At 64.1% G+C, this 15,105-nt stretch carries 15 protein-coding genes; 6 read left to right on the top strand and 9 right to left on the bottom strand.

Annotation, left to right across the window (positions count from 1 at the left end; genetic code table 11):
* Window positions 1-8: 8 nt before the first annotated feature.
* Window positions 9-668: a YrbL family protein gene (locus FIU91_RS09770; protein ID WP_152462309.1), complete on the bottom strand. Its 660-nt coding sequence runs from the start codon at window positions 666-668 to the stop codon at window positions 9-11.
* Window positions 669-675: 7 nt separating this feature from the next.
* Window positions 676-2,250 carry a glutamine-hydrolyzing GMP synthase gene (gene guaA, locus FIU91_RS09765; protein WP_152462308.1) on the bottom strand — a complete coding sequence of 525 codons (1,575 nt, stop codon included), beginning with the start codon at window positions 2,248-2,250 and terminating at the stop codon, window positions 676-678.
* 201 nt (window positions 2,251-2,451) lie between these two features.
* Between guaA and FIU91_RS09760 the strand changes: the two genes are divergently transcribed.
* The 3 genes from FIU91_RS09760 to lipA all read left to right on the top strand — a co-directional run bounded on the left by FIU91_RS09760 (window position 2,452) and on the right by lipA (window position 6,422).
* Window positions 2,452-3,999 (top strand): trimethylamine methyltransferase family protein, encoded by a 1,548-nt coding sequence (locus FIU91_RS09760; protein WP_152462307.1) that lies wholly within the window; start codon window positions 2,452-2,454, stop codon window positions 3,997-3,999.
* Between the two features lie 325 nt (window positions 4,000-4,324).
* Window positions 4,325-5,341 carry a DUF6456 domain-containing protein gene (locus FIU91_RS09755; RefSeq protein ID WP_152462306.1) on the top strand — a complete coding sequence of 339 codons (1,017 nt, stop codon included), beginning with the start codon at window positions 4,325-4,327 and terminating at the stop codon, window positions 5,339-5,341.
* Between the two features lie 130 nt (window positions 5,342-5,471).
* The gene (gene lipA, locus FIU91_RS09750; protein WP_152462305.1) at window positions 5,472-6,422 is read left to right on the top strand and encodes a lipoyl synthase; all 951 of its coding nucleotides are present in this window, start codon (window positions 5,472-5,474) and stop codon (window positions 6,420-6,422) included.
* 71 nt (window positions 6,423-6,493) lie between these two features.
* Here lipA and FIU91_RS09745 read toward each other — a convergent pair whose 3' ends face one another.
* The 6 genes from FIU91_RS09745 to FIU91_RS09720 form a co-directional block, all read right to left on the bottom strand.
* The gene (locus FIU91_RS09745; protein WP_152462304.1) at window positions 6,494-7,381 is read right to left on the bottom strand and encodes a cytochrome c; all 888 of its coding nucleotides are present in this window, start codon (window positions 7,379-7,381) and stop codon (window positions 6,494-6,496) included.
* 8 nt (window positions 7,382-7,389) lie between these two features.
* A complete protein-coding gene (locus FIU91_RS09740) occupies window positions 7,390-7,842 on the bottom strand; it encodes a cytochrome c (protein WP_152462303.1) in 453 nt (150 codons plus the stop codon).
* 88 nt (window positions 7,843-7,930) lie between these two features.
* Complete coding sequence (mmsB, locus tag FIU91_RS09735; RefSeq protein WP_152462302.1) at window positions 7,931-8,806, bottom strand: 3-hydroxyisobutyrate dehydrogenase; 876 nt, start codon at window positions 8,804-8,806, stop codon at window positions 7,931-7,933.
* A complete protein-coding gene (locus FIU91_RS09730) occupies window positions 8,803-9,867 on the bottom strand; it encodes an enoyl-CoA hydratase/isomerase family protein (RefSeq protein WP_152462301.1) in 1,065 nt (354 codons plus the stop codon). Before FIU91_RS09730 ends, mmsB begins: the two co-directional genes overlap by 4 nt.
* Window positions 9,864-11,009, bottom strand: coding sequence for an acyl-CoA dehydrogenase family protein (locus FIU91_RS09725; protein ID WP_152462300.1), 1,146 nt, complete (start codon window positions 11,007-11,009; stop codon window positions 9,864-9,866). Before FIU91_RS09725 ends, FIU91_RS09730 begins: the two co-directional genes overlap by 4 nt.
* Window positions 11,010-11,190: 181 nt before the next feature.
* Window positions 11,191-12,693: a CoA-acylating methylmalonate-semialdehyde dehydrogenase gene (locus FIU91_RS09720; protein WP_093013138.1), complete on the bottom strand. Its 1,503-nt coding sequence runs from the start codon at window positions 12,691-12,693 to the stop codon at window positions 11,191-11,193.
* A gap of 105 nt (window positions 12,694-12,798) precedes the next feature.
* Here FIU91_RS09720 and FIU91_RS09715 point away from each other — a divergent pair, with 105 nt between their 5' ends.
* From FIU91_RS09715 to coaD, 3 genes are all read left to right on the top strand, one after another.
* A complete protein-coding gene (locus FIU91_RS09715) occupies window positions 12,799-13,695 on the top strand; it encodes a LysR family transcriptional regulator (RefSeq protein ID WP_152462299.1) in 897 nt (298 codons plus the stop codon).
* 61 nt (window positions 13,696-13,756) lie between these two features.
* A complete protein-coding gene (locus tag FIU91_RS09710; protein WP_093013132.1) occupies window positions 13,757-14,191 on the top strand; it encodes a CBS domain-containing protein in 435 nt (144 codons plus the stop codon).
* 88 nt (window positions 14,192-14,279) lie between these two features.
* Window positions 14,280-14,783, top strand: coding sequence for a pantetheine-phosphate adenylyltransferase (gene coaD, locus FIU91_RS09705; RefSeq protein WP_152463703.1), 504 nt, complete (start codon window positions 14,280-14,282; stop codon window positions 14,781-14,783).
* Here the strand turns inward: coaD and FIU91_RS19425 are convergent.
* Complete coding sequence (locus tag FIU91_RS19425) at window positions 14,774-14,929, bottom strand: hypothetical protein (protein WP_172974982.1); 156 nt, start codon at window positions 14,927-14,929, stop codon at window positions 14,774-14,776. The two genes, coaD and FIU91_RS19425, sit on opposite strands and share 10 nt — an antisense overlap.
* Window positions 14,930-15,105 lie beyond the last annotated feature (176 nt).

Below are 15,105 nucleotides of genomic sequence, written 5' to 3'. Positions count from 1 at the left end.
GCGCATTCTCAGCCATGCCGGAACCTCCGTTCGGCGCGATCCCAGTCCAGCCCGGAGGTCTCCGCCATTTCCCGAAACGCCCGGTCGAGCCGGCGATTGTTCAACCGCCGGTTCCACGTCTTGAGCGGAATGATCGAGCGGTCGCCGAAGCCGTCGACGAGGACGTAGCGTCCGTCCTCGGCATTCCAGACAATGTTTTTTGGCCCGAGATCGTGAGCAACGACGTGCCAATCGTAGATACGCGCGGCAAACTCGTTGAGAGCGTCGATCTGCGCAGGGAACAAGGGGCCCGCCTGAAGCTGTCCGTAAAGACTGGGCGCGACTTTGCCCTCGGCGTCCCGGATCGTCTCGACGACCTGACCCAGGCCTTTCTCGGTCAGGATATATCCCCGAAAGGACAGAACCGGCGGCATATCCTCTCGGATCGCGGCGCGCAGCATCACGTCACTCAACGCTTTCTGTTCCCGGCGAAACAGCGCGTAGGCGCGGCGGATCTTGAGCCATCCGAAGAAGGACCGGTCGTCGACCATGCGGATTTTCCGCAGGTATTTCGACCGCATGACCTTCACCAGAACCCGGCCGCTGTCGTCGAGCGCAAATACGTGACGCTCCGATCCCTTGGCAAGGAAATCGGTCTCTTTCAGTTGGCGCAACGGGGAGTTCGGCATGGCGGCCTCACTCCCACTCGATGGTTCCGGGCGGTTTCGAGGTCACATCGTAGGTGACCCGGTTGATACCCTTGACCTCGTTGATGATGCGCGTGGCGGTCTCGCCCAGGAAGTCGTGACTGAACGGATAATAATCCGCCGTCATGCCGTCGACGCTCGTCACGGCGCGGAGCGCGCAGGCATAATCGTAGGTTCGCCCGTCGCCCATGACGCCCACCGTGCGGACAGGCAGGATCGCGACGAAGGCTTGCCAGATCTCGTCGTAGAGCGCGTGCTTGCGGATCTGGTCGATATAGACCGCATCAGCCTTGCGCAGGATCTCGAGCTTGTCGGCGGTGATCTCGCCGGGGCAGCGGATCGCGAGACCGGGGCCGGGGAAGGGATGACGGCCGATGAAGCTGTCGGGCAAGCCGAGCTCGCGGCCAAGGGCACGTACCTCGTCCTTGAAGAGCTCGCGCAGCGGCTCGACCAGTTTCAGACCCATTTTTTCGGGCAAACCGCCGACATTGTGGTGCGATTTGATCGTGACCGAGGGGCCGCCCGAGAAACTCACGCTCTCGATCACATCGGGGTAGAGCGTGCCCTGGGCCAGGAACTCGGCGCCCTCGATGTCGTTGGCGTGCTTCTGGAAGACGTCGATGAAGAGACGCCCGATGATCTTGCGCTTCTGCTCGGGGTCGGAGACGCCCTCGAGTTCTCCGAGGAAGAGATCCTGCTCCTGCGCGTGGATCACCTGGAGGTTCATGTGGTCGCGGAACATGCCGACGACTTCCTCGGCCTCGTTGAGACGCAGGAGGCCGTGATCTACGAAGACGCAGGTGAGCTGGTCGCCGATGGCCTCGTGCAGGAGGGCCGCGGCGACGGAGCTGTCGACGCCGCCCGAAAGCGCGCAGATCACCTTGCGGTCGCCGACCTGGTCGCGAATCTTCTGAACCGCTTCCTCGCGATAGGCACCCATCGTCCAGTCGCCCGCAAACCCGGCGTCACGTACGAAGTTCGCGTAGAGCGTTTTGCCATTGGGGGTGTGGTGCACCTCTGGGTGGAACTGCACCGCGTAGAACCGGCGTTCGAGGTCGGCGGTGATCGCGAATGGCGCGCCGGGCGAGGTGCCGTAGACGGCGAACCCCGGGGCCAGCTCGGCGACATGATCGCCGTGGCTCATCCAGACTTGCTCGCGGCCCGCACCGTCCATGAACCAGCCCTTGAGCAGGTCGATGCGGTCCGGCGCGGGCTCGACCCAGGCGCGACCGAATTCCGAGGTGCCTTCGCCGCCGACGACACGTCCGCCGAGATCCTGCATCATAACCTGCTGTCCGTAGCAGATGCCGAGGATCGGCACGCCGAGATCGTAGACCTTGCGCGGCGGGCGCGGCGAGCCTTCGCGCGTCACCGAATCCGGGCCGCCCGAAAAGATCACCGCTTTCGGCGAAAACTCGTCGAGGAAAGCGTCCGTGACGTTCTGATATGGGTGGATTTCACAGTAAACGCTCAGCTCGCGCAGGCGACGCGCGATAAGCTGCGTAACCTGGCTGCCGAAATCTATGATGAGCAGGCGCTCGTGGTGGCGGGCATGTTCTTCCATTTGGACCGATTAAGCCGCGTCTCATGTCTCCGCAAGGGCCGAGAGCCTGGCCGAAGCTGCGCATTCAGCTCCGAACATGTCGCTTTCGGGTGTGTAGCGGCGGAAACGGGACAGGGCGCAGGGGGCTGGCTGCGGTAGTGAGCCAGAACACGAGGAACGCGGCCCGAGGGCCGCACCGGCATCAGATCGGAGAAAAGGGATATGAGCGAAGCAGCGACCCGCAGGCGTGGACGGACCGGAGGCGGTGGTGCCGCGCGGCGCGCGGAGCGATCGACCGTGAGCATCGAGACGGCGCGCTTCATCGAACGCAACATCCCCAATCTCGAGATCCTGAACGCCGAGGCGCTCGACATTATCGAGACCAATGCCGAGACGGTTCTCGAGGAAATCGGCGTCAACTTCGTGAACAACGAGGCCGCCCTCCAGCGCTGGCGCGACGCCGGTGCGGACGTGCAGGGCGAGCGCGTTCGCATTCCACGCGGCCTTGCGCGCGAACTCATCAAGACCGCGCCGTCGCAATTCACCCAGCATGCACGCAATCCCGACAAGAGCGTTGAAATCGGCGGGAAGAACCTCGTTCTGGCCCCGGTCTACGGCCCGCCCTTCGTGCATGACATGGAAAAGGGGCGCCGCTACGCGACAATGGACGACTTTCGCAATTTCGTGAAGCTCGGCCATATGTCCAAATGGCTGCACCATTCGGGCGGCACGGTTTGCGAGCCGACCGACATCCCGGTGAATAAGCGTCACCTCGACATGCTCCAGGCGCATATGACGCTGACCGACAAGCCGTTCATGGGGTCGGTCACCGATCCGTCGCGCGCTGTCGACTCGGTCGAGATGTGCAAGCTACTCTTCGGTGCGGATTTTGTCGATCAGAACACGGTGATGACCTCGCTCATCAACATCAACTCGCCGCTCACCTTCGACGACGTGATGATGGGCGCTCTGGAGGTCTACGCGGCCAACAATCAAGCGGCGATCATCTCGCCGTTCATCGTGGGCGGTGCGATGGCTCCGGTTTCGGTTGCCGGCACGCTGACGCAGGTGCTGGCCGAGGTTCTGGCGGGCGTTGCCTATTCCCAGCTCGTCCGCAAAGGCGCGCCGGTGATCTTCGGGGCCTTCGTGACCTCGATCGACATGAACTCGGGTGCACCGACCTTCGGTACACCGGAAGCGTCGCAAATCACCTATGGCGCGGGGCAGCTCGCGCGGCGTCTCGGGTTGCCCTACCGCTCGGCCGGCTCGTTCTGCGGCTCGAAACTGCCCGACGCGCAGGCGGCCTACGAGACGGCGAACTCGCTCAATATGGGCCTTCTGTCCGGCGTGAACTTCATGCTGCATTCCTGCGGCTGGCTCGAAGGCGGGCTGGTGTCTTCTTACGAGAAATTCGTGCTCGACGCGGATCAGCTCGGGGCGCTGCATCAGCTTGCGCGCGGAGTGTCCATCGACGCCGAGCACCAGGCGATGGACGCGATCCGCGAAGTTGGGCCGGGTGGGCATTATCTCGGCTGCGGACATACCCAGCGGAACTTCAAGACGTCGTTCTGGCGCTCTGAAGTGCTCGACTACAAGCCGTTCGAGACATGGTATGAAGAGGGCGCGCGTGACAGTGCGACGCTCGCATCGGAGAAAGTCCGCCGGAAACTCGACAGCTACGTGCCGCCTGCGATGGATGTTGCTGTGTCCGAGGCGATCAATGAGTTCGTGTGCAAGCGCAAGAGCGAGATGTCCGACGCCTTTTCCTGAGGTAACCTACCTTCGGGCGCATTCACGCCCGTGATCGAGCCAACATCGATATGAGAGCGCCGCGCGGGACCGAGATCCCGCGCGGCGCTTTCTCGTCCGAGCTTTCGACGGACGCGGTGATTCGTCCGCGCTTCATTAAATCTCGCGTACATACACAACCCTAGCGGGTGTTGCGCTGAGGCATGGAGTACCGCGCGATCCGTTTCCGATTGTTTACAAATAAGAAACAAAAATCAGTCCGGTGACTACAATGTTAACGTTTCGTTAACATGCTCGCACGGGTTGCATCGCCAGCCGTCGAGCTCAGCAGATCGGGGAACACGATATGGGTGCAAGTGCGACGGACTCCAATTACCGCTTTCCGGGAGGGGTGCCACAGGCCGCCCTGCATTATCTGGACCATACCGAGGGCGGCATTTCGCTTCGGGCGCTGGCGCGCAGGGCGGGCGTGCATCCATCGACGGTCCTGCGCCAGGTCCGGGGCGTCGAGACGCGACGGGACGATCCTCTGGTCGATGCCGCGCTGCGCCGTCTCGGGGCCATGCCGGATCTCGAAACGAAGAGCGCGACCGACAGGTCAGGCCCGACCTCCGAAGAGCGCATGATCGAGATCCTTTCTCGACTTGGTGAGACCGGCGCTGTGCTCGCGGTCGCAGAGGACATGGAGAAGGCGGTTGTCGTCCGGGAGACGCCGGACGGGGGCAGTGCGCGCACGGCGATTGTCGATGCGGTGATGGCCGAGGCGATGGCGCTGCGAAACTGGATTTCCTGCAATGCGCCGGGGCGCGTGTCGCGTTATCGGATCACCAGCACCGGACGGCAGGTTCTGGCGCAGGCCGCCGGCTCGGCGCGGGAGCGGTTCGCGTCGACCGCCGCCTCGCCCTTCGTCGCCGATGCATCCGGGCAACGCCGCCGCTTTTCCTCCTCGGAAAGTCCGCTCACGCTTTTGGCCCGGCGGCGGATGCCGGATGGCAGCTTTTTCCTGTCGCCGGACCAGGTGCGCGCAGGCATATGGATGCGTGAGGATTTTGAACTGTCGGGGCTTTCGCCACGCGCGGCGCTCCGAGTTCTGGAAGAGGACGAAGAGACCGCAGCGCCGGAGCTCGGTCGGGCAGGGCATGCGGCAGCCCGGCGACGGCTCGTCTCGTCGTTGCATTACCTCGGTCCGGGGCTCGGCGATGCGGCGCTCAGGTGCTGCTGCCTGCTGGAAGGGATCGAAACGATCGAGAAACATCTCGGTTGGTCGGCGCGGTCGGGCAAGGTCGTCCTGCGAATTGCACTGGCACGGCTCCACAGCTTTTACTCAACGGGCGAGGGGCGGGATGCAAAGATCATCGGCTGACGGGCTGCGGGCCGAACTTGTTACGCAACTGGTGCGCCGCATGGCCGCTATGTGGCACGGGGTACTGGCAAAACGGCCCGCCAAGGCATAGTTTGCCCTCAAATCTTTAAGAAATTGTGGGGCATCCCCGATGCGCGATCTGAAAATTCCTGGCGAGCGTCACCCCGAGAAGGCTCATCGGCCAGACAATCCGCAGCCGAAGAAACCCGACTGGATCCGCGTCCGCGCGCCCGGTGGGCAAGGCTACGCGGAGACCCGCCGGATCATGCGCGACAACAACCTGACCACCGTCTGCGAAGAAGCCGGCTGCCCGAATGTAGGCGAGTGCTGGTCGGCGGGGCACGCGACCATGATGATCATGGGCGAGGTGTGCACGCGCGGATGCACCTTCTGCAACGTCGCGACGGGCCGCCCCGATGCGCTCGACGTGTTCGAGCCGGGCCGCGTCGCCGACGCGGTGCAGAAGCTCGGTCTAAATCACGTGGTCATTACCTCCGTCGACCGTGACGATCTCGACGATGGCGGCGCGGAACATTTCGCCCAGACGATCCGTGCGCTGCGTCACCGCGCGCCGGACACGACGATCGAGATACTCACGCCCGACTTCCTGAAATGCGGTCCCGAAGCGCTGGAAACGGTGGTTGCGGCGAAACCCGATGTCTTCAACCACAATCTCGAGACGGTGCCGGCGCTTTATCCCTCGGTCCGTCCCGGCGCGCGCTACTTCCATTCGCTGCGGCTCCTGCAGCGGGTAAAGGAGATCGACCCGTCGATCTTTACCAAGTCTGGCATCATGGTCGGACTCGGCGAGGGCCGCGCGGAGGTCCACCAGGTCATGGACGACATGCGCTCGGCCAATATCGATTTCCTCACGATTGGCCAGTATCTCCAGCCGACGCCGAAGCACCATGCGGTCGACCGCTTCGTGACGCCCGATGAGTTCAAAAGCTACGAGAAGGCGGCCTGGGGCAAGGGTTTCCTGATGGTCTCTGCGACGCCGCTCACCCGGTCGTCCTACCATGCGGGCGAGGATTTCGCGCGGCTGCGTGACGCGCGCGAGAAGAGCCTGGCGCGCGCTTGAGGCCAAAAGCGAGGGGCTTGTCGCCCCTCGCGCGTTCTTTCAGGAATTCGGGCCAACGCGAAGAGACAAGGTCAGTTTGCAGGCAGCGCCTTGAGATAGGCCGCTACGGCCTGACGATCGCTTTCCGGCAGTTGAGCAAAATTGTTCACCACGGGCACCATGTGTCCGCCGACGCTGTCGTAATCTGGAGTGAACCCGGTCTCGAGATAATAGGCGATATCGGTTTCCGACCAGTCGAGCTCCGAAGGTGAGATGCCGGGGATCTGTCCGTCGCCCGACGGATTGGGCGCACCGGAGAGCCAGCGTGACGTATCGAGACCGCCCAGCGCATCCCGCGGCGTGTGGCATTCACCGCAATGGGCCAGCGCTTCGACGAGTTCACGTCCGCGTTCGAGCGTCTCGTCCTCCGGGTCTTGCATCACCCAGTCATCGTTGAGGTAGAGCGCTTTCCAGCCACCGAGGCTGGCGCGGATCGAGTAGGGAAACCTCAGATCGTGGGGCTCCGACGCGGCGTCGCTGGCGGGTAGCGTCTGCATGTGCGTCCAAAGATCGGCCACGTCCTGCGGGGCCAGTCGCGTATAGGCCGTGTATGGAAAAGCGGGATAGTAATGGCTCCCGTCTGGCGCGGTGCCGAGCGTTACAGCGCTTGCGAACTCCGTCAGGGTCCAGTCACCGATGCCAGCTTCCGGTGAGGGCGAGATGTTGGGCGCGCGGAAGGTCCCGAACTCGGTCTCGAAGGACTGACCGCCCGAGAGGATCAGGCGCGCCTCGTCTTCTGCGCCCGGCGCATAGTGGCACGACGCGCAGCCGGCGGCGATGAATACGGTTTCGCCCCGCTCGGGATCACCGGTCAGATCGTCGTACTCGGCAGCATCGACCGTGGCGGGCTGTGTGAGCCAGAGCGCTCCGCCCGCGATCAGAAGAAGGATCGCGAGCGGAGCAAGAGCTTTGCGGAGCATGTCCGAGATCAGTTCGCCGAGGCGCGATATTCATCGTGGCAAGCCGAGCAGGCATTGCCGAGCTGGCCAAGCGCGGGTCCGAGTGCCTCTTGCCCCGTTGCCGCGACTTCCTGCAGGTTCGTCGCTGGCGCGGCGAGATCACTCCATTTCGAGGCGAAATCGTCGAAGTTCTCCCAGATTTCGACCTTGGCGCGGGTGCCGTCGAGGTCGGCTTCGCTGGAGCCTTCGGGCCAGAGCGGTCCCTGGTTGATCATCGAGACCGCGTGAATCGAGTCGGCCGAGGCTTGAGCCGCTTCCGCGTCGTATTCGGTCTCTCCCTTGGCCATGTCGCCGAGAATGCCAAGATTGATCGCGAGAATTCGGAACTGGCCCTGGCGGGCTTTCAACTGGCCGTCGAACTCCTGGGCGACGGCCGGAACCGCGAGGGCGGCAATGGCTGCGGCAACTACAAAGGTCTTCATCGGAAACTCCTGAACTGAACGAGGCATTCCGTCGAGCGTATGAAGCACCAATGTGTCAGGGAAGAAAAGCTTTCGTGATGACGCGGGGTCAGCTTCCGCGGCCGCGTCCGGAAAAGCGAGGCAGCATGGCGGAGAAATCGCGCCCGGCGCCGTCTTCCTCCTCCACGAATGCCGCGTAGAGCGCCATCGCGGCAGCGCCGAGCGGGGTGTCCGCATCCGCTGTCTCTGCCGCGGCCTGGGAGAGGCGCAGATCCTTCAGCATGAGATCGGCCGCGAAGCCGGGCTTGTAGTCATTGTCCGCGGGGGATTTGGGGCCGACACCGGGGGCGGGGCAATAGGTGTTCATCGACCAGCTGGAACCGGACGAGGTCGAGACCACGTCGAACATCGCCTGACGGTCGAGCCCGAGCTTGTCGGCCAGAGCGAAGGCCTCGCACGTACCGATCATGGTGATCCCTAGGATCATGTTGTTGCAGATCTTTGCCGCCTGGCCGTTGCCGGACGCACCGCAATGGACCGCCTTCTGACCCATGATGTCGAAAAGGGGCTTGGCCTTCTCGAACCCGTCCTCGTCGCCGCCGACCATGAAGGTCAGCGTGCCGCCTTGGGCGCCGCCAACCCCGCCCGATACCGGCGCGTCGAGCGGCAAAAGTCCGGCGTCGCGCGCCATCTCCGCCACTGCGCGGGCGCTGTCCACATCGACGGTCGAGCAGTCGAGGAAGACCGCGCCTTTCTGCATCGCGGGGATGATTTCGGCAGCGACGCGGCGGAGGATGTCGCCGTTGGGCAGCATGGTGACGACGACCTCGGCACCGTCTACGGCTTCTGTCGCGCTACTGGCAGAGCCCACGCCCTGCAGCGAGATCGTCGCCGTGTCGTAGCCCGTCACGGAATGGCCGCCGCGGGCCAGGTTCTGTGCCATGGGCGCGCCCATATTGCCCAGGCCGATGAAACCGATCTTCATGACGATGTCTCCTCCTTGCGGGTCAGGTCGTGGAAGTCGAGGGCAATGCCCGGAACCGGTTGCAGCATCCGCGTCACCGCTTCGGCCGGAACGTTGCCCGGCGCATGCTGCCAGAGCGGCGTGCGATCCTTGTCGATGACCTGCGCGCGCGCACCTTCGAGAAAGTCGCCGAATTCAAGCGAGCGATGCGTCGCGCGGTATTCGAGACCCAGCGCGCGGCGAATATCGGCCGCGCCTTGCCTCTGGGTTCGCACAAGCTCCAGCGTAACCGCCAGGGAGAGCGGCGCACCGCGCATCAACACTTTGCCTGCGCTCACTGCAATCTCGCTATCACTCTCGCGCACGAGGCGCAGAATCTCAGCCAGGCTCTCGCCGGCAAAGAGCGTGTCGATGTCGACTTGAGCAGCGGCAAGCGGGCTGTCCGGGGCAGGCTGGGCAGCGCTCTTGACCGCCTCGGCGTCGCCTGTCGCGATGAGTTGTGCGGAGAGCGCGTCCCAGTTCGCCTCAGGCACGAAGTGATCCGCGAACCCGCAATAGATCGCATCGCCCGCCTTCATACGTGCGCCCGTGAGCCCGAGATATTCGCCAAGCCGGCCCGGCGCCTGCGCGAGGAGAAGCGAGCCGCCGACATCAGGGACAAGGCCAATACCGCATTCGGGCATGGCGATCTGCGTCGTCTCTCCGACGACGCGGTGCGAGACATGCGCCGAAAGCCCGACGCCGCCGCCCATCACGAAGCCTTGCGCCAGCGAGACGATCGGCTTGGGATATTCGGCGAGCATCGCGTTCAGGCGGTATTCGTCACGCCAGAACTTCTGCGCGCCCTCGTATTCACCGGCGCGGCCCTCGTGATACATGGCGGCGATGTCGCCGCCCGCGCAGAAGGCTTTCTCACCCTCCGCGTCGATCAGGACGAGCGCGACGTCGTCGTCCGAGAGCCACTCGAGAAGCGCGCGCTCGATTTCGAGGCACATCGCGTGGCTCAGCGCGTTCAGCGCTTGCGGGCGGGTCAGAGTGATCCGGCCTGCGCGGCCTTCCTTGCGGATATGGATATCGCTCATGCCCGCGCCTCGAGCATCTTGCGCGCGACGATGAGGCGCATGATCTCGTTCGTGCCTTCCAGGATCTGGTGGACCCGAAGGTCGCGCACGATCTTCTCGATCCCGTAATCGGCAAGATAGCCGTAGCCGCCATGTAGTTGCAGGCATTGATCGGCGATGCGGCTGCCCGCTTCGGTGACGAATTTCTTCGCCATCGCGCAGCGCTTGGTCGCATCGGCCTGGCCTTCATCGAGCGCCCATGCGGCCTGACGCAGGAAGGTCCGCGCCGCCTCAAGCTCGATCTCCATATCCGCGATGCGGAACTGAAGCGCCTGGAACTGGTCGATGCTTTGTCCGAACGCCTTGCGCTCGCCCATATAGGCGAGCGTCGCATTGAGCGCCGCCTGCGCGGCACCGAGTGAGCAGGCCGCGATATTGAGCCGCCCGCCGTCGAGCCCGGCCATCGCATATTTGAATCCGTGGCCCTCTTCGCCCAGAAGATTCGCCGCTGGCACGCGGCACTCGTCCATCTGCACTTGCCGCGTCGGCTGAGAGCGCCAGCCCATCTTGTCCTCGAGCCCGCCGAAGCTCAGCCCCTCGGTTCCATCCTCGACGAGGATCGCGGAGATGCCGCGCGGGCCGCCATCGCCGGTGCGCGCCATGACGATGTAAGCGTCCGAATAGCCGCCACCCGAGATGAAGGCCTTGGTACCCGTGAGCGAGAAGCCTTCATTCGTGCGATCGGCCTTGGTCTTGAGTGCGGCAGCGTCCGAGCCCGATCCGGGTTCGGTCAGGCAATAGGACAGGATCGTCTGCATGGGCAGGGCGCCGGGGAGAACGCGGTCCTTCATCTCGTCCGAGCCGAACTTGTCGATCATCGCGCAGCACATGTTGTGGATCGACAGGAACGCTGCGACGGAAGCGCAGGACTGGCTCAGCGCCTCGAAGATCAGCGTGCCGTCGAGCCGCGAGAGCCCTGCGCCGCCCGCCTCTTCGGAGACGTAGATGCCGCCGAAGCCAAGCTCTCCGACCTCCGGCCAAAGATCCCGCGGGATCGTGCCGTCCTTTTCCCATTGCGCGGCATTTGGGGCGATCCGGTCTGTGCCGAAGCCTTTGGCCATGTCGAAGATCGCCGATTGCTCTTCGGTGAGCGCGAAGTCCATGCCGGTCCTCCCTCCGGGAAATGAACGCCTATTCAATTACTGTGGCAGAGGCGTGCCCATGCCGCAAGAGATAGCGCGTGGGTGCCGGAGGAGCGAGGGGCCGGCCCCTCGCGCTCCCCGCGGTATTTTCACCAATCCAAAGGAGGGGGCGGCGCGCCAGGTGCCGCCCCCACGCACAAGATCAGTCCATGGCCTTGAAGTTGAACTCGCCGCCTTCCTTGATGCCCGAGAACCAGCGCGCCGTGACGGTCTTGGTCTTGGTGTAGAAGCGGAAGGCGTCGGGACCGTATTGGTTGAGATCGCCGAAGGCCGATTTCTTCCAGCCGCCGAACGTGTGGTAGCTGAGGGGCACCGGGATCGGGAAGTTGATGCCGACCATGCCCACGTTGACGCGATGCGCGAAGTCGCGCGCCGTGTCGCCATCGGCGGTGAAGATCGCCGTGCCGTTGCCGTAGGGATTGTCCATCGTGATCTTCAGCGCCTCTTCGTAAGAGCCGGCGCGAACCTGGCTCAGCACGGGGCCGAAGATCTCTTCCTTGTAGATCTCCATGTCGGGGCTGACATGGTCGAAGTAGGACGGGCCGACGAAGAAGCCGTTCTCGTAGCCCTGAAGCTGGAAGCCGCGTCCGTCGACGACAAGCTCCGCGCCCTGATCGACGCCGGAGCCGATCAGCTTCTCAATCCGCTCTTTCGACGCGGCGGTGATGACCGGGCCGTAATCGACCTCATCGCCGGATGTGTAGGGGCCGACGCGCAGCTTCTCGATGCGCGGGACCAGCTTCTCGCGCAGCGCCTCGGCGGTCTCTTCGCCCACGGGAACCGCGACCGAGATCGCCATGCACCGCTCGCCCGCCGCGCCGAAGCCCGCGCCCACAAGCGCATCGGCGGCCTTGTCGATATCCGCATCGGGCATGATGATCATGTGGTTCTTCGCGCCGCCGAAGCATTGCGCGCGCTTGCCGTTATTGGCCGCGCGGCCATAGATGTACTGCGCGATCGGCGTGGAGCCGACGAAGCCCACAGCCTGGACCGTCTCGTTGTCGAGGATCGCGTCCACCACGTCCTTGTCGCCGTTGACGACCTGGAGGACGCCATCCGGCAGGCCCGCTTCCTTCAGAAGTTCCGCGAGGCGCAGCGAGGTCGACGGACAGCGCTCGGACGGTTTGAGGATCATCGCATTGCCGCAGGCGAGCGCCGGGGCCATCTTCCAGAGCGGGATCATCGCCGGGAAGTTGAACGGCGTGATGCCTGCGACGACGCCAAGCGGCTGGCGCATGGAATAAAGGTCGATGCCCGGTCCGCCATCATCGGTGAATTCGCCCTTCAGCATCGAGGGCGCGCCCATGCAGACCTCGACGACCTCAAGCCCGCGCTGCACGTCGCCGCGCCCGTCGGGCAGGGTCTTTCCGTGTTCGCGGGAGACGAGCTCGGCCAGCTCGTCCATATGCTCGTTGATGAGCTGGCCGAACTTCATCATCACCCGCGCGCGGCGCTGCGGGTTGGTCGCGCCCCAGGCCTTCTGCGCTTCGGCGGCGCGGGCGACGGCGTCGTCGAGCTCTGCCTTGGTGGCCAGCGGCACGCGTCCCGTGACTTCGCCGGTCGCGGGGTTCAGGACGTCGGCGAAGCGGCCAGAGCCGCCCTTTACCTGCGCGCCATCGATGTAATGCGTCAGCTCTTGGGTCATTGTTCACTCTCCGGAAACTTGGCTGCTCCTACCTTAGCCTTGCAAAATTTCATCTGACAGGGGCAGATGTCCAAAAAGGTTTTGCAGGCATGAAGGGGCGTCCGAATGAAGAGTTGGGATGACATGCGGATCTTTATCGCGACGGCGCGTGGGGAGAGCCTTTCGGCAGCGGGACGTCAGCTCCGGATGGACCCGGCCACGGTGGGGCGCCGCATCGCACGTCTCGAGGAGGATTTCGGCACGCCGCTTTTCGCAAAAAGCCCGCAAGGCTACGCGCTCACCGAAGCAGGCACACGGCTCATGTCGCATGCAGAGGAAGCCGAGCAGGCGATGCAGGCGGCGTCCGAGACCGTGGCGGGGCGGACAGAAGGGCTGTCTGGCCAGATTCGGATCGGCGCGCCCGATGGCTGCGCGAATTACCTGCTGCCGCAGGTCTGCGGTCGAATCTGCGAGGCCAATCCCGACCTCGAGGTGCAGATCGTCGCGCTGCCGCGCGTCGTGAACCTCTCGAAACGCGAGGCGGACATGGCGATCACGGTTTCGCCGCCAAGCGCGGGTCGCCTGACCGTGCAGAAGATCTGCGATTATCGCCTCCATCTTGCCGCCTCGCGTCCATACCTGCGCTCGCGTCCGGGCATTTCGAGCCTTGCCGATATCGCCGGGCATCCGCTCGTCGGCTACATTCCCGACATGATCTTCGACAAGGAACTCGACTATCTCGATGCGCTTGGCGTCGAACGGGTGAAGCTTGCCTCCAACTCGGCGTCCGTGCAGGTCCGCTGGGTCGCTTCCGGCAGCGGCATCGGCATCCTGCACGACTTCGCCTTGCCGGCAGCCGGCGCCCGCATGGTGCGGCTTCTGACCGAGGAGATATCGCTCGTCCGGTCCTTCTACCTGGTGCGGCACGCGGACGACCGGAGGCTCGAACGGCTTAACCGGTTCGCCGTCGCGCTTCTGTCGGGAATGCGCGAAGAAGTGCAGCGGCTGGAAGGTCTTGCTTGACAGAAGCGGTCACGCTCTCCGACGCTTGGACATAGGCTGGGTGTCTTGAGGAGGACCATTCATGCAGGTGATGCACATCCTGAAATCGAAGTCGGACGACAGCGTCACGACGATCAGCCCGGAGGCGCGGCTCGATGAGGCCGCGAAAATCCTCTCCGAGCGCGGCATCGGTACGGTCATCGTCTCCAGCGACGGCACCAGCGCGGAGGGCATCCTGTCCGAACGCGACATCGTGCGCGTCCTCGGCAAGAGCGGCGCAGGCTCGATGGGCGGCAAGGTCGCGGATTTCATGACCACGAACCTCGTGACCTGCACCCGAGCGGACAGCGCGCGCGACGTTCTGGGCCGGATGACCGCGGGTCACTTCCGTCACATGCCCGTCGTCGAGGAGGGCAAGCTCGTCGGCGTCATCACCCTTGGCGATACGGTCAAGGCGCTCCTTTCGGAAGTGGAGATGGAGAAGGATGCGCTCGAAGGCATGATCATGGGCTACTGAAGGGGCCGCCCCGCGACCTGCTTGCAAAGCCGGGCGCAATATTGTTGCGTGCGCGGAACGAAGTCAGGCGCGAGGTGGCGACATGCCGATGCGGACAGCCCTTTATCCCGGGACATTCGACCCCGTCACCCTGGGCCATATCGATATCATTCTGCGTGCAGCGCGGCTCTGCGACAAGCTGGTCATCGGGGTCGCCATCAATTCCGGGAAGGGACCGCTTTTCGATCTCGATGAACGCGTCGCCATGATCGAGCGCGCCTGTGCGCCACTGGCCGAAGAGACGGGCACCGAAATCTGCGTTCATCCCTTCGAGAACCTGCTGATCGATTGCGCCCGTGATGTCGGCGCGCAGCTTATCGTGCGCGGGCTCAGGGCCGTCGCGGATTTCGAGTACGAGTTCCAGATGGTCGGCATGAACCGCGCCCTGGATTCGAGCGTCGAGACAGTGTTCCTGATGGCCGAGGCGCGGCACCAGGCGATCGCGTCCAAACTCGTGAAAGAGATCGCCCGGCTTGGCGGGGACGTCACGAAATTCGTCACGCCCGATGTGCGCGCGGCTCTGTTGGAGAAATACGGCTCGGCTCAGCCGTAGATCGCGGCTTTCGCGACATCGCGCTCGCGACCATTGAGGTCGAGATCGACCTTGACGTCGAAGGGCAGGGACTCGAGTTCGTGGCGCGTCCGGCGGTAGGCGGCGTGCTGGCGAAAACGGGTGTTGAGCGTGTTGAAGAAGGCCATGATGCGCTCCTTTCGGCTTGATCGTTGCTGTTGGCGCTAACCTAGTCATGCCGCGCCGCAGCACAACTTCGGGCATTCTCAAGCCGCCATGCAGGCAGTGCATGGCATGAAAAGCGTGAAATTGAGGAATTCTTCACCTTGCGCGCGGATGATCCAAAGCCGACGCAACCAGGAGA

This window comes from Roseivivax sp. THAF30, assembly GCF_009363575.1.
Lineage (GTDB): Bacteria > Pseudomonadota > Alphaproteobacteria > Rhodobacterales > Rhodobacteraceae > Roseivivax > Roseivivax halotolerans.
This window is presented reverse-complemented; position numbering and strand designations above follow the sequence as displayed.

What these genes read in the sequence shown, in the direction of transcription:
- guaA (WP_152462308.1), bottom strand. Translation starts at nt 2,250, where the DNA reads ATGGAAGAACATGCCCGCCACCACGAGCGCCTGCTCATCATAGATTTC.
- lipA (WP_152462305.1), top strand. Translation starts at nt 5,472, where the DNA reads ATGCGCGATCTGAAAATTCCTGGCGAGCGTCACCCCGAGAAGGCTCAT.
- FIU91_RS09740 (WP_152462303.1), bottom strand. Translation starts at nt 7,842, where the DNA reads ATGAAGACCTTTGTAGTTGCCGCAGCCATTGCCGCCCTCGCGGTTCCG.
- FIU91_RS09720 (WP_093013138.1), bottom strand. Translation starts at nt 12,693, where the DNA reads ATGACCCAAGAGCTGACGCATTACATCGATGGCGCGCAGGTAAAGGGC.
- FIU91_RS09745 (WP_152462304.1), bottom strand. Translation starts at nt 7,381, where the DNA reads ATGCTCCGCAAAGCTCTTGCTCCGCTCGCGATCCTTCTTCTGATCGCG.
- FIU91_RS09770 (WP_152462309.1), bottom strand. Translation starts at nt 668, where the DNA reads ATGCCGAACTCCCCGTTGCGCCAACTGAAAGAGACCGATTTCCTTGCC.
- FIU91_RS09730 (WP_152462301.1), bottom strand. Translation starts at nt 9,867, where the DNA reads ATGAGCGATATCCATATCCGCAAGGAAGGCCGCGCAGGCCGGATCACT.
- FIU91_RS09725 (WP_152462300.1), bottom strand. Translation starts at nt 11,009, where the DNA reads ATGGACTTCGCGCTCACCGAAGAGCAATCGGCGATCTTCGACATGGCC.
- FIU91_RS09755 (WP_152462306.1), top strand. Translation starts at nt 4,325, where the DNA reads ATGGGTGCAAGTGCGACGGACTCCAATTACCGCTTTCCGGGAGGGGTG.
- mmsB (WP_152462302.1), bottom strand. Translation starts at nt 8,806, where the DNA reads ATGAAGATCGGTTTCATCGGCCTGGGCAATATGGGCGCGCCCATGGCA.
- coaD (WP_152463703.1), top strand. Translation starts at nt 14,280, where the DNA reads ATGCGGACAGCCCTTTATCCCGGGACATTCGACCCCGTCACCCTGGGC.
- FIU91_RS09710 (WP_093013132.1), top strand. Translation starts at nt 13,757, where the DNA reads ATGCAGGTGATGCACATCCTGAAATCGAAGTCGGACGACAGCGTCACG.
- FIU91_RS19425 (WP_172974982.1), bottom strand. Translation starts at nt 14,929, where the DNA reads ATGGCCTTCTTCAACACGCTCAACACCCGTTTTCGCCAGCACGCCGCC.
- FIU91_RS09760 (WP_152462307.1), top strand. Translation starts at nt 2,452, where the DNA reads ATGAGCGAAGCAGCGACCCGCAGGCGTGGACGGACCGGAGGCGGTGGT.
- FIU91_RS09715 (WP_152462299.1), top strand. Translation starts at nt 12,799, where the DNA reads ATGAAGAGTTGGGATGACATGCGGATCTTTATCGCGACGGCGCGTGGG.